This window comes from Clostridium sp. ATCC 25772, assembly GCF_001573875.1.
Taxonomy (GTDB): Bacteria; Bacillota; Clostridia; order Clostridiales; family Clostridiaceae; genus Clostridium_J; species Clostridium_J senegalense.
The window spans coordinates 36,957-50,806 of record NZ_LFRG01000002.1; the positions used below are offsets into that span (position 1 = coordinate 36,957).

Genomic DNA, 13,850 nt, shown 5'->3' on the forward strand with positions numbered 1-13,850 from the left:
AAAAATTTGGAGGCGGGGAGATGAAGAAAAAAAGCATATATATAGGAGGGTTAGTATTATTAACGGGGATAATTTTAATTCTAAATTATATAACAAGTTTAGGGTATTATAAGAGTCCTCCATCTGAGATTTGGAGTAAAGAAGTAATTGTTGGTGAAGGAATGGTGAGGAATCCAGCTCCTATTTTAAAAGATGAAGAAAAAATAATAGTTGGATATGATGATAAGGATAAATTGAAGCTTAGTATCACAAATGACATAGGTGAAGTTATTAATGAAAAAACTTATGATATAGATGAAGATTTTATAATGGCTACATCACTTTGTAAAGCTAAAGACGGTTATTGGTTTAGTTTTACATCAACTAAAAATTCTGTAGGATATATGGAAACTTTAATTTTAGATGAAAATTTTAATAAAAAAGATAGTAAAAAAGTTGAAGATGTAATAGAAATGAAACAACTAGATGATAATTTAATTTTAATATGTACAAGTGATAAAATAAAAGTTATAAATACAAAAACTGAAGAAATAAAAGAATTAGATGAAAAAGGTGTATCTATGTTATCTGCTGTAAAATTAAAAGATAAATATCTTATAACTTTTTTACAAAAACAAACTAATTTAAAATCTGTTATATTTGAAAACAGGCAATTTAATGAAGTAAAAGATATAAAAGAACTTCCTAAAATGCAAAATGTAGTCTATTCTAACATGGCATGTTCTGCAGATGATAAATATGGGTATATATTATTAGAAGAAGAAACTAAGGGTGTTTTTTCAGGCTCAAAACTTATAAAATATGGACTTGACAATAATGACGTTGATATATCTAAATTAAGGGTAAATAATAGTGAAGAAGTATATTACAACAAAGGTTTCTACTCAGAAAAAGGTGCAAGGTTTTTAGCTACTACTCCTAGATTATTTGGTAAAAAGGATTATCAAGAAAACATAGTAGATTATATTATAAACAATGGGGAAGTAAAAGAATTTTCTTACGTAACGAGACTTAGAGAACTTTGCATTTACCCATATATAAATGATGATATTTCATCATTTGTAAGTTTTAAAAATGATAAAAAATTTAATATAAATATAGCATCTACTAATGAAAAGTTCAAAAAAGTTAATAATGAAGCAAGAAAAGGGGAATATTCTCAGGCGTTAATAGCAACAACTCAAGGAATAGCTTATTCATTTTCATATCTATTTGTATTAGCTATAAAATGGTTGATACCAACTTTTGTAATTGGTGGTATAGTTAGCTTTTTTGATTATAGCTTTACAAAAGAAAAAAGGGCTAAGAGTTTTATTATATTGGCTTGTTTTGCAATTATTATCAAGTGTTATGCAATAATAACAACAGTATATGGATCCTATAAAATGTTACTGCCTCAATTTATCTCTAACACTATAGTTGGAACTATATTATGCTTAATTATAGGTTTTTTAAGTTATGGATTAGGATATAACTTTTATAAAAAGGATACAGAAATACTTACTTTAATACCCTTATCAATCTCTTTAATTATTGATTCAATCATAACATTATTAATTTTTGTACCATATATGACATAAAATAAAAAGGGTATAAGGCTTATAAAAGACCTTATACCTTTTTATAACATAGGTGCTAGTAGCCTAGAAATTGCTTCTTTAACTTTTATTATTAAAGAGCGCTCAGCATAGTGCTTATTAGTAAGATACGTAGAATTTTCGATATCTTTTAAAAATATTCTTTCTAAGTCTTTAGTAGAATCTTCGTCATAAATCATAGCGTTTACTTCAAAATTAAGTTTAAAACTACGCATATCTAAATTTGCAGTACCAACAGTACATAATTTACTATCTATAGCTATAATTTTGCTGTGAATAAATCCATTATTATACGTGTAACAATGTACACCGGCCTCCATAAGCTCCCATGCATAAGATTTAGTAGCCCAATAAACAAACATATGGTCTGGTTTACAAGGTATAATAATTTTAACATCAATTCCGGAAAGAGCAGCCAGTTTTAGTGCAGTAAGAATACTGTCATCAGGAATTAAATATGGAGTTTCTATATATATATTTTTTTCAGCTCTACTAATCATTTTCAAATATGAATTTCTAATAGCGCCCCATTGAGAATCTGGTCCGCTAGATATAATTTGAATAGGTTTATTGCCTATATATTGATTTTTAGGAAAATAATTTTTGCTCATAGAAAAATCTTCTTTATTAGATGCAAACCTCCAATCAAGTAAGAATCGAGTTTCTAATGTAGCTACAGCATCTCCTATTATATAAAGGTGAATATCACGCCAAAAACCTATATTTTCATCTTTACCTAAATATTCATCACCAATATTTAATCCACCTATAAAACCTTCAATACCGTCAATAACACATATTTTTCTATGGTTTCTGTAATTTAGTCTCAAATTTATATAAGGAATGAATGGTGGAAAAAAGCAAACTACTTCTCCACCAGATTCTATTATTGGGGTGAAAAATTTTTTAGGAAGCCATATACAGCCCATTCCATCATACAGCACTTTTACTTCTACACCGCTTTTAGCTTTTTCAGTTAAAATATTTATAATTTCATTTCCTATATCATCATCACGAAAAATATAATATTGTATGTGAATAAAATTTTTAGCATTTTTTAAAGAAGTAATCAATTTTGGAAATTTTTCTTCACCATTATTTAATATTTTAACATCATTATTATGTGTAAATATAGCATTATCAGTAGTTAAATTTAATTGAATAAAATCCCTATACTCATTTAAAAAGTGATTATTTTTTACTAAATAGTCATTTTTAAGCATGGTATGTTGAGCTTGTATTGTTGGTATTAAGACTTCTTCCTCTTCTTTTTTGTAGTGGAAGAACTTCTGTTTTCTTAAATCTTGACCTAAAAATAAATAGAGAATAAAACCTAAAATAGGTATAAAAAACATAATCATTATCCATGTCCATGTACTATTTGGGTTCCTTTTTTCAAAAATTATAAGAAGTATTGCTAAAAAAATATTTATTATATATATAAATGTTATTATGTTTTTAAAAATAGCAACAAAGCTCATAAAAAACCTCCTTTAAATATTGTTAATAAGAAAATAAAAATATTTTTAAGTTATCCAATAAATTTAAGCTTATTTCACTATAATCACTATAAAATGTACTCAAACATAGTTTAACTCTATTATAGCTTGAATATAATTGAATTTGAACAAATTATAAATTAAATTATTTGATAAATGAATAACTTTAAAATTTAGATTAGAACTCTATAGTATATTCAAAAAAGTATATTTGTCTATTGACAAAGTAGTAAAAAAAGTGATAAAAATATGAAATGTACTAGAAATTTTAAGATTATTAGAAAAATAGTGACTTAAAAAAATAATTTAAATATTTAGAAATGATAATGTTTACATTGTTTAGCGAATATGTTATAACAGATGAGGGGTTTTAGATGGAGGGAAAACGTATGTTAAAATTTATTGAAAAACAAGACATTAAAGATTACTTAAAAATAATGATAGGAATTACATTAACAGCAATTGGAATCAATGTATTTTTCAAACCTAACCAATTAGTTATAGGTGGACTATCAGGGCTTGGAATTGTCATAGAACATGTGGCTAATATTCCTATATCGGTAACTAATATTTTAGTTAATATACCTTTATTTATTTTAGCAATAAAGCTTAAGGGGAAAGCATTTGCAGGAAAATCAGTCTTTGCAGCACTTTATTTATCTGTGGCACTTACATATACAAGCTATTTACCACCACAAGAAGGTTTAGATATGATGCTTGTAAGTATATTTGGATCTGTTTTACTAGGATCTGGAATAGGAATTGTATTAAAAATACCAGCAAGTACAGGGGGATCAGATCTTGCTGCAGTTATAATTAATCATTTCTTTAAGGGTCTTCCACTGGCTAAAATTATGGCTTGTTGTGATACAATAATAATCATATGTGGTATTATGGTTTTTGGTATAGAAAAAGGACTTTATGCAATAATAGCAGTGTACATAATTTCTACTGTGGTAGATAGAATAGTAAGTGGTGGTAGTGCTTCAAAAACTGTTCATATAATTTCACAAAAGTCACAAGAAATTTCAATTGCATTGATGAAATCATTGAATAGGGGGGTTACGGGACTTCAAGGTACAGGTATGTATACTAACGAAGATAAAAAAATACTATTTGTAGTTTGTGATCAAAAGGAACTTGTAATTCTTCAGAATATTGTTAAAGAAATAGACGATAAAGCATTTTTAACAATTACAGATATAAAAGAGGTATATGGTAGAGGATTTACTCAGCCAAAATTTGAAATTGAAAAATAAACTTTAAAATAAAAAGCACAAATCTATATTTAGATAAGTGCTTTTTTAATTTGATTAGTTATCAAGATCAATATCTTTTTTTGAAATTGATACGACAACAAAATTTACTAAAGAAATAAAAAGTTAAATGTACATTACTATTGTTTATATACAAACATAGCTAACACTAAAAGTCCAAGGGTAATAATAAATGTTAGTACTACAAGTTTCCATACAAACTTTAGCCATTTTTCATAAGGTACCTTGGCTATAGCTAATGCAGCCATAATAACTGGGCATGTTGGTGCAAATAAACTTAGTATTCCATTTGCAGATTGATAAGCAGTTATTACTATATGTCTTGCTACACCAGAAAAGTCTGCCAAAGGTGCCATAATTGGCATAGTAACAGTTGCAAGACCAGAAGTTGATGGAATTAAAAATGACATTGGTAAATAAAATAAGTAAGTGAATATAGTAAATCCTACAGAACCTTTTCCTTGAAGACAAACTTCACCTAAATGTAAAACTGTATCAGAAATATGTCCTGCATTCATTACAACAGTAATACCTCTTGCTAAGCCTATTATCAAAGCAACCCCTAATAGATCACGTGCACCGTCTATAAAGATATGTACAAATTTTGACTCTCCGTTTTTGGCTATTACAGAAATAAGTATACTAGATACAAGGAATAATCCTGAAAGCTCACCAAACCACCAGCCTAATGTTGGAATCAATGTAATACCTAAATCACTAAATGGAATAATTCCAATTACCATTATTAAAAATGTCAATCCAAATATAGCAAGTATAAGTTTTCTAGTACCTGTTAATTCAGGAATTTCTCTTTCGTTTTCATCACCAAGGAAATGTTCTTTATGCTCATCATATAAATGATAAATCAATGACTTAGTTGGATCTTTTTTTACCATTTCAGCATATTTCATAGTCCAGAACATACCTAATCCCACAAGGATAATAAGAAGAGCTATTCTAAGTCCAATTCCTTCCCCCATGGAAATGCCAGCAAATTTACAGGCTATACTAACAGCAAATGGATTAGTTAAAGATGCTATAGTTGCCATTCCTGAACCTAACTTTATAACAGCAACAGCTGTAATTGCATCATACCCGGCGGCAATAAATACTGGAATCAGTATTGGGAAGAATGCCAGTGTTTCTTCATCCATACCGAAGGTTATTCCTCCAAGTGTAAAGAAGAACATTATTAGGGGTATAAGCCATTTTTCTTTTCCTTCTAGTTTCTTAACAAGCCTGCCTATACCTGCATCTATTGCTCCAGTTTTCATAACTGTACCTAAAAAACCACCTATTACAATAACGAAAATTATAACGTCTATTGCATCAGAAAATCCAGTTATAGGAGCTAAAACGATATCTTTAAAACCCTGCGGATTTGAAGTAACTGTATGATATGTGCCAGGAATAGGCTGCAAACTTGTTTCGGTAGAGCCTGTATAATTATATTGTCCCGCCGGCACTACCCATGTAAGGAATGCTACTAATAAAATTATAAAAGCCAGAATAGTATATGCCGTTGGCATTTTGAATTTCTTTTTCATATTCATATATTTATCCCCCTGTTTTTTAAAAATTATAAGTCCAATGTTTAATAATATAAGGTATGGTTTGTATTGTAAGTTTTACTGTGGCTTGTGTTTTTCACCTCCAATATGTAAAAATATAAAAATTGATTTGCTTTAAATTAAAATTTTAGTTAAGTTATAACAGTTATTAAAGCAAAAACCATGCCAATATAACTTATAGCTATAAATTCATCAGTTACAAATGTAAATTATATAAAATTATAGCTATAAATTTATAATTAAGAGAAAAATATTGTAAAAATTTATTATAAATGTAATAAATAATATCAAATTTTCCTTTAAAAAGTATGTTTGAAATTCTTAAGTTGAAATTATAAGTTTTTTTGGTTTGGTTTATTGGTTCATATTGGATACCTCAACCATTTGGTGTTAACCAATATTTAATATGAAATCTTTAATTATATCTTTATATTTACAAACAGAATCTATAATCACATATTCATCATCGCCATGCCAATTTGCACCTGAAGGACCAAACTCTACAGCTGGTATATTATATTTAGAATAGTAAACTGTATCTGCAGAGCCGTGCTGTCCAAATATATTAACAGGAGTATCAGTAATTTTTTCTATAGATTTAGTAAGTGCTTTAACATACACATTATCTACTTTCGTAGTGACTGGCGGGTTAATTTCATGAACATGTATTTCTGTTTCAACCACACTCTTAATTTGTTTTAATATTTCTTCTGCATTTTGTTCAGGTAAAAATCTTATATCAAGGTACATTTTGCAGTAGTCTGGAACCTTGTTATATACATCTCCACCAGATATTTTTGCTAAATTAATTGATGGAAAATCATAAAGTTCTGACTTTTCTTTACTGAATGGAAGGTTTAAAATCCTTTCAAAGCTCTTATATGCTTTAATTATGGCGTTATCTCCTTGCCATGGTCTGCTACCGTGAGCTGATTTGCCAAAGAAATCTATATTTATTTCAAGTACACCTTTTGCTTGAACTCCGATTCCGATTTGAGTAGGTTCACCACAAATTACAAAATCCCCTCTAAATCCTTTTTCAGCTAAATATTTTGAGCATTTATCTCCGCCAGTTTCTTCATCAGTTACTAAGTGAAGCTCCACTTTACAAGGTAAATTTTCATTTTTTAACTCTATAAATGCGCATAACATAGAAGCTAATCCAGACTTCATATCTGCACTACCTCTACCATAAAGCTTGCCATCTTTTTCGTAAGGCTTTAACTGGCCTTCTTTAAAAGGAACTATGTCTAAATGACCATTTAATATTATTTTTTTATCACCTTTTCCTATAGTGCAAACCAACATTTTTTGACATTCATTTTCAAGTACCTCTGGTATTAGTTCATTTTCTAAAAGTAGATTTTTGCAAAAATCTATAGCTTTATTTGCACCTTCTAGGGTAGAACTATCGATTTTTATAAGCTCTTTTGTAAGTTCAATACAATTCATAATATAATCCTCCTTAATTTTAGATAAAATCTAACATGTTTTATACAAGCAAAAATCGTGCCAAATAAAAAATAGCTGTAAATTTTAAATTTACAGCTATTTTGGTTGTTTTATTGGTTTGTATTGTATAGGTTAACCATTTTGTTTTAACCATTCAACACCTTTACTTGAAATTTTTGTACCACTTTTCCCTTTGCTTTTTGTCACAAGTCCTAGGTTTTGCAGTTTGTCTAGTTTACTTCTGACAGATTGCTCACTAAAATTAAAACCTTTTCCCTTTAATAATTCTGATAAAAATCTTCTTCCGACTATTACATTTTTATTTTTATTATAATATATTTCCGTTAATATGGTTTTAAGGTCATTATCTATCTCACTGTTAGAAATTTTATTAGTAGGCTTGTGATATTTAATAAAGTCTAAAGGTAAATGCTCTTCTTTTATGCAACAACTATCACAAATCTCATAGGAATATTCTAAGGTATTTATAAGTTCCCTTACATTTCCTTTCCACTGCCTATTATTCAAAATTTCTATAACTTTACTCGAAACATCTAATTTGCTACCTTTGCGTATAAAAAATTCGTCTATTATTTCAGATATATCTTCTTTTCTATCTTTTAAAGGAGGTAAAATTATATAGCCCATTTTTAATCTGTAATATAAATCTTCTCTGAAATTACCTTCATCAATTAGTTTAAAAAGGTTTTTGTTAGTGGCTGCAATTATTCGTACATCAATAGGTATTATTCTATCTCCACCAACTTTCATTATCTCTTTTTCTTGAAGTACTCTTAATAATCTTGTTTGCACGTCTAAAGGGGCATCTCCTATTTCATCTAGAAATATAGTTCCGCCCTTTGCCTGCTCAAACAGACCAATTTTCCCTTCTTTTTTAGCACCTGTAAAAGCACCAGGTTCATATCCAAATAGTTCACTTTCAATTAGGTTTTTAGGTAATGCACTAAAATTTATTGCAATAAAGGGGCCATCATTTTTAAAAGAATAGTTATGTATAGCTTGAGCAAATAGTTCTTTGCCAGTGCCACTTTCTCCTTCAATTAATATGGAAAGATTTGTTCTTGCAAGTTTTTTTGATATGTTTTTAACATGGGTTATTTTTTCACTATTTCCTATAATATGTTCAAAGGTATATTTTGCATAGTATCTCTTTTTTACAAATTCTTCTTTAATATCAGTTCCTACTGTATTTAATAAAGTAGAATTTTTTATTTTATAGGAAAACTTTTTTTGAGTTTCCACTTGAAAACTATTTAAATGTAATACTACTCTCTCTAAATCTCTATGTAAGGTTATTACTTCATTGTTTCTTACTGCTAATTTTTTACCTATTTCTATTATTTTTCTAATATAACGAGATGAAATATCCTTTACTCTCTCATCGTAATATCCAATGCCACGCATTATTTCAATAAGGCTACTCATGTCAATAAGACTACACTTTAAATCTATTATAGTGTTAACTTCACTAGGAACTTTATCAACTTCACCAGGAGTTACAGCAATATTACAAGGTTCATATTTATCTATACCTGGATAATAAGGTATAAATTGAATGTGATCTATTCCTAAATTTTTTAAATGGTTTATTAAGTTATAACTTGAATCTTGTGCATCATTTACAATAAGCACTTTACTTTCTTTATTTAAAAAAAGAAGTTTATCTATATTACAATAGTTTAAAGTTTTATTAGCTATAATCCATGGAATGTTATTTAAGGTTATATTTATAGCATCATATATAGGTTTGCTAGAAAAAACAATGAGATCTCCATGAATGGGTTCATTAATAGCCCTTTCATATATAGCATAGCTTTTAATGGTGGCAAACTCATTAAAATACTCTTCTAATTGACTATGTAAAAACATTCTTGTACTTTCTGTACCAGTGATTAAAATTATATTTTTCAATACTCTCACCTCTAAATTGTTTGATAATATATAATATTATATTATCACGAAATTTTAAAAAACGTTTCTTTATTTTAAATGTTATATATTGTTATAATTTTATGAATTGCATAAAGGGATTTAAAATATTTTTAGAGAAATATATGTTTAAGATAGTTACTTTAGTTTGATTAGCAGAGAGATATATACCTCTCATATTTGTGCATCAAAGGAGAGGTTTTAAAATTTAGTAGTTACTATACTATTGTTATAGGGGGATGAGCTAATGGAATGGTTAGAAAAATTTAAAACTTAACTTGGAACCCTATATAATTAAAAAATATTTATTTTTTACAAAAATTTGATATGATATAAGTAACAGGGGTTTAGTGATTTAGAACAAAGCTAAACATTAGAGCTATTGGATTAGATTTACATATACCATAAACTATTAGTATTAGAGAAAGTGCTAATCTTATTGGATAGAGCACTTTTTTCTTTGCTTTTAAATTAAGTAATTAAAATACTTTACATATAACAAAAATAATGGGGTGAATTCAATACAAAAAAACATGATATCAAAGAGAATAAAAAAACAACGAATAGACATTAATAATTTGAATGACTTTAAGGATGCCTTAAAAAAAGAAGGATATAAGATAAATGAATTTGACGAAGAAAAATTTAAAGTAGAAATTGCAAAAACTTTTGAAGTTGATAATAGTTTAATAGAGAGTTTGTATACATATATTAGTGAAGATGAGATTACTTATAGAGCAAATGATATTAAAGATTTAATTGACTACATAAACAAAATGGTATTATTTGAAAATCAACATAATAAATTATGTAAAAAGATAAGTACAATAAAAAAGATAAGCATAGATAGAATTGAATACGAAAAAGAACCTAGTATTCAAGATAATATTGGAAATATGATAAATATCATAGAAAAAGTATCAAATAAGATATCTGGATTAATAAGTGAAAAAGAGAAAATTAAATTAGAAAAATTAGAAAAGGAATTAGATAAACAATATATTTATGCAAAGGATATTGAACTACTGAAAAAAATGATACTTATTAGAAAAGGAGGTGTAAAAGAAAAATACAATGCTAAAACTAAAATTAAAACAATATCTATAGAAATACCTGAAAGAATAAATTATGAGTATATCAAAGCAAAAAAAGGCACTATAGAGTATCATGAATATTTAAGTAATAACATACCAAGAATGAAACGGTTAATAAAAAATATAAATAAATATATGAAAGCTGATGAGAAAGAAAAGACAGCATTTAAAATAAATCAAAGTAAAACTCTACAGGATTCTATAAATATAGCATTAGCAACATATGATGGTAAAGAGTTTAGAGCAATCAGTGGAAGTAACGAGATAAGGAATTATTGCAGTGCACCACCACTGGAAAAAGCAATTTTTAAAAGCAGTAAAGTTAATAAATTAGGTAAAATAGGAATAGGATATGACAGAGTTAATGATAGTGAAAAAAAGATACTTGAGGAAATACATAAACAAATAGAAGAAAAAGTTTTGAAAGATGAAGGTAATCTTACTTTATATAGTAAGTGGGAACCTTGTCCAAGCTGTTACTCTGTAATTAATCAGTTTATGAAAAAGCATCCCTATATAGATGTGCAGGTAAAATATATTAAAAAATATAGTAAAGAGTCATAGAATCCTTAATGGTTATGTAAATAAAAGATTAAAAAAATATACAAATTCTAATTTTAACTTATGGACCAGCTTTAAAAATATAAGGCATATAGGAAAAATGTATTTCTTGTTGAACGTAAAGATTTCATATTAAGATGTAAGTTTAAAGTGTATATGTGTACAACTAAATGTGTTATACTACTTTTAGCTTAAAAGAAAGATATGAAAGTTAGGAGAAACGATTATGAAAAATTTTAAAATTACAATAGAGTACGATGGTAGCAGATATAAAGGATGGCAAAGACTTCAAGATAATGAGAATACAATTCAAGGAAAAATAGAAAATGTATTAACTAAATTATGTGGACATAATGTTCAGGTTGTTGGTTGTGGAAGAACTGATGCAGGCGTTCATGCAGAAAATTATACAGCTAATTTTTATACTGACTGTATATTAAGTGAAGAAATGATGATTGATTATCTTTATGAATTTTTACCAGAAGATATAGTGGTTAAAGATATAAAAGAAGTCGGTGAAAGATTTCATTCTAGATACAATGCAAAATCTAAGACTTATGTTTATAAAATAAATAATGGTAAATTTAGAAATGTTTTTGATAGAAAATATATTTATCATATAGATGAAAATTTAGATTTAGACGCAATGAAAAAAGCTAGTGAAGCTTTAATAGGTACTCATGATTTCCAAAGTTTTACAACTTTAAAATCAAAAAAGAAGTCTACAGTTAAGACTATTAACTATATAAATATAAAAAAAGATAATGATTATGTAGAAATAGAAATAAATGGTGATGGATTCTTATGGCATATGGTAAGAATAATTGTAGGAACACTTCTAGCAGTTGGAAAAGGAAATTTAAAATATACTGATGTTGAAAAAATATTAACTATGAAAAAAAGACAAGATGCAGGTCCAATTGCACAATCAAAAGGATTATTTTTAAGAAATGTGGAATATTAATATCTTCACTTTATGTAAAAAAGAGGCTAAATTAATTTAGTCTCTTTTTTTATATATTAAAATATCCTTATAGTATTCATAAATAATTTAATACATTAATAAATTATAAAATACCTTCTTCTTTTAATAACACTTCGATATCTTGAAGTTTTTTATTTAATTCTAAAAAGTTCTTTTTAACAAAATCCTGAGAAACATTACTTGTTTTAATACTTTTTTCTAATTTTTCAATAGTATTTAAAGCTTCGTCAATATCCTGTTGAGCTAATTGTAATTTGTTTTCGTTCATAAAAAATCTCCTTTAAAAAAAGTCATATAGGGAAACAAGTTCACATTTAAATTTATTCAATAATCTAAAATAGTATTTACTCTTATAATAAAATGTTATCATCTTAAAAATATAATTTCAAGGTAAAAGAACCTAAAAATTTTTGTATAGAAAGAGAAAATAATGAATTTAAATAAAAATTAGACATATATATTTACTATGATTTTTTTATTATTGGCGAAAAACATGAATTATAATCTTTAAAAATAATTAAGTTAGCATATTATTATGCAAAATAAAAAAAGAAAGGGGAATTTTATATTGATAAATGTAATATGGTTTGTAATTTTAGCTATAGGAATTATTTTTGGATTGGCAAGTGGTGATGGAGAAATAATATCAAAAGCAATTATTTCAACTACCAGCTCCACAGTGGACCTAGTGGTAGGACTTGTAGGAATGATGTGTCTTTGGTGTGGAATAATGAAAATTGCAGAGAAAAGTGGACTTACAAATAAACTTGCTAAAATACTTACACCTATATTAAAAAGAATATTTAAAGAAGCGTCAAAGGACGAAAAAGCTATGGGTGCAATAGTTATGAATATAACAGCTAACATGTTTGGACTTGGCAATGCAGCAACTCCTTTTGGAATAAAGGCTATGGAAGAAATGGACAAGTTAAACAAGGAAAAGGGTACAGCAAGCAATGATATGATTTTATTTTTAATTTTAAATGCTGCCTGTATACAGTTAGTTCCTACAACTGTAATATCTATAAGAGCAGCAGCAGGCTCATCAAATCCTGGGGCAATAATAATACCTGCAATAATCACAACATTTTCTGCATCTGTAATAGGGGTTATACTTTGCAAGCTATTACAAAAATATTTTTAGTTTAAAGGAGAAATTTTATGTTTGATTATATTATTAAAGCAATAATTCCTATAATAATAATATTGATAGTAACTTATGGAATGATTAAAGGTGTTAAAGTTTATGAATGTTTTATAGAAGGGGCAAAGGAAGGACTGAACATATGTCTTAGAATTTTTCCTTATTTATTAGCTATGCTTATTGCTATAAATGTATTTAGAGCATCTGGTGCAATGGATTTTTTAATTTCAATTGTAAAACCAGGTGTAGATAAAATTGGAGTACCGGCGGAAGTAGTACCACTAGTTCTTATGAAACCACTATCAGGAAGTGGAGCTATAGGGATTTTTACTGATATTATAAATCAACATGGATCAGATAATTTTATAGGTATATGTGCATCCATAATAATGGGGTCTACAGAAACTATATTTTATACATTAGCAGTATATTTTGGAGCAGTACAAATAAAAAAAATAAGACATACACTATGGGTTGCATTACTTGTGGATATGTGTGCAGTACTTATTGCAGTAAATGTAGCTAGAATATTAATATAAAATTTAAATAAAAAAGGGCATATACTATAGGGTTCCAAGTTGACTTTTAAAATTATCCATTCCAAAACTTGGATACCTAAAATAGTGAGACATGCTCCGAATCACTTAGAATTGAACACTACATTTTGTATGAAAATATTTTAAAGTTATTGAATAAATTTAAATTGGAGCTTGTTTTCC

The 13,850-nt window shown here is 27.3% G+C and carries 11 protein-coding genes; 6 read left to right on the plus strand and 5 right to left on the minus strand.

The features are described from left to right. Window positions 1-20 precede the first annotated feature (20 nt). Entirely contained in the window at window positions 21-1,580 is a 1,560-nt protein-coding gene (locus tag AZI32_RS00775; protein ID WP_061994015.1) for a threonine/serine exporter family protein, read from the plus strand. A 41-nt stretch (window positions 1,581-1,621) separates the two neighbouring features. On the opposite strand, the gene cls is transcribed toward AZI32_RS00775, so the two are convergent. Then, a complete protein-coding gene (gene cls / locus AZI32_RS00780) occupies window positions 1,622-3,079 on the minus strand; it encodes a cardiolipin synthase (protein WP_061994016.1) in 1,458 nt (485 codons plus the stop codon). A gap of 407 nt (window positions 3,080-3,486) precedes the next feature. On the opposite strand from cls, the gene AZI32_RS00785 reads away from it, so the two are divergent. After that, complete coding sequence (locus AZI32_RS00785; RefSeq protein ID WP_061994096.1) at window positions 3,487-4,356, plus strand: YitT family protein; 870 nt, start codon at window positions 3,487-3,489, stop codon at window positions 4,354-4,356. A 137-nt stretch (window positions 4,357-4,493) separates the two neighbouring features. On the opposite strand, the gene AZI32_RS00790 is transcribed toward AZI32_RS00785, so the two are convergent. The 3 genes from AZI32_RS00790 to AZI32_RS00800 all read right to left on the minus strand — a co-directional run bounded on the left by AZI32_RS00790 (window position 4,494) and on the right by AZI32_RS00800 (window position 9,329). After that, window positions 4,494-5,927, minus strand: coding sequence for a YfcC family protein (locus tag AZI32_RS00790; protein WP_061994017.1), 1,434 nt, complete (start codon window positions 5,925-5,927; stop codon window positions 4,494-4,496). A 408-nt stretch (window positions 5,928-6,335) separates the two neighbouring features. Continuing rightward, window positions 6,336-7,397, minus strand: a complete 1,062-nt coding sequence (locus AZI32_RS00795; RefSeq protein ID WP_061994018.1) for a M20/M25/M40 family metallo-hydrolase — start codon at window positions 7,395-7,397, stop codon at window positions 6,336-6,338. 132 nt (window positions 7,398-7,529) lie between these two features. After that, window positions 7,530-9,329 carry a sigma 54-interacting transcriptional regulator gene (locus AZI32_RS00800; RefSeq protein ID WP_061994019.1) on the minus strand — a complete coding sequence of 600 codons (1,800 nt, stop codon included), beginning with the start codon at window positions 9,327-9,329 and terminating at the stop codon, window positions 7,530-7,532. Between the two features lie 551 nt (window positions 9,330-9,880). Here AZI32_RS00800 and AZI32_RS00805 point away from each other — a divergent pair. Then, complete coding sequence (locus AZI32_RS00805; protein ID WP_061994020.1) at window positions 9,881-11,005, plus strand: deaminase domain-containing protein; 1,125 nt, start codon at window positions 9,881-9,883, stop codon at window positions 11,003-11,005. 223 nt (window positions 11,006-11,228) lie between these two features. Next, entirely contained in the window at window positions 11,229-11,966 is a 738-nt protein-coding gene (truA, locus tag AZI32_RS00810) for a tRNA pseudouridine(38-40) synthase TruA (protein WP_061994021.1), read from the plus strand. A 103-nt stretch (window positions 11,967-12,069) separates the two neighbouring features. Here the strand turns inward: truA and AZI32_RS00815 are convergent, their stop codons facing one another. After that, complete coding sequence (locus AZI32_RS00815; RefSeq protein WP_061994022.1) at window positions 12,070-12,255, minus strand: hypothetical protein; 186 nt, start codon at window positions 12,253-12,255, stop codon at window positions 12,070-12,072. A 300-nt stretch (window positions 12,256-12,555) separates the two neighbouring features. Between AZI32_RS00815 and AZI32_RS00820 the strand changes: the two genes are divergently transcribed. Together AZI32_RS00820 and AZI32_RS00825 are read left to right on the plus strand one after the other, a co-directional pair. Beyond that, entirely contained in the window at window positions 12,556-13,131 is a 576-nt protein-coding gene (locus tag AZI32_RS00820; RefSeq protein WP_061994023.1) for a nucleoside recognition domain-containing protein, read from the plus strand. A 17-nt stretch (window positions 13,132-13,148) separates the two neighbouring features. Further along, window positions 13,149-13,670, plus strand: coding sequence for a spore maturation protein (locus tag AZI32_RS00825; protein WP_061994024.1), 522 nt, complete (start codon window positions 13,149-13,151; stop codon window positions 13,668-13,670). The last annotated feature ends 180 nt before the right edge of the window (window positions 13,671-13,850 follow it).

Bases quoted from the DNA above. Each gene is read 5' to 3' on its own strand.
- AZI32_RS00775 (WP_061994015.1), top strand. From the start codon at position 21: ATGAAGAAAAAAAGCATATATATAGGAGGGTTAGTATTATTAACGGGG.
- cls (WP_061994016.1), bottom strand. From the start codon at position 3,079: ATGAGCTTTGTTGCTATTTTTAAAAACATAATAACATTTATATATATA.
- AZI32_RS00785 (WP_061994096.1), top strand. From the start codon at position 3,487: ATGTTAAAATTTATTGAAAAACAAGACATTAAAGATTACTTAAAAATA.
- AZI32_RS00790 (WP_061994017.1), bottom strand. From the start codon at position 5,927: ATGAATATGAAAAAGAAATTCAAAATGCCAACGGCATATACTATTCTG.
- AZI32_RS00795 (WP_061994018.1), bottom strand. From the start codon at position 7,397: ATGAATTGTATTGAACTTACAAAAGAGCTTATAAAAATCGATAGTTCT.
- AZI32_RS00805 (WP_061994020.1), top strand. From the start codon at position 9,881: ATGATATCAAAGAGAATAAAAAAACAACGAATAGACATTAATAATTTG.
- truA (WP_061994021.1), top strand. From the start codon at position 11,229: ATGAAAAATTTTAAAATTACAATAGAGTACGATGGTAGCAGATATAAA.
- AZI32_RS00815 (WP_061994022.1), bottom strand. From the start codon at position 12,255: ATGAACGAAAACAAATTACAATTAGCTCAACAGGATATTGACGAAGCT.
- AZI32_RS00825 (WP_061994024.1), top strand. From the start codon at position 13,149: ATGTTTGATTATATTATTAAAGCAATAATTCCTATAATAATAATATTG.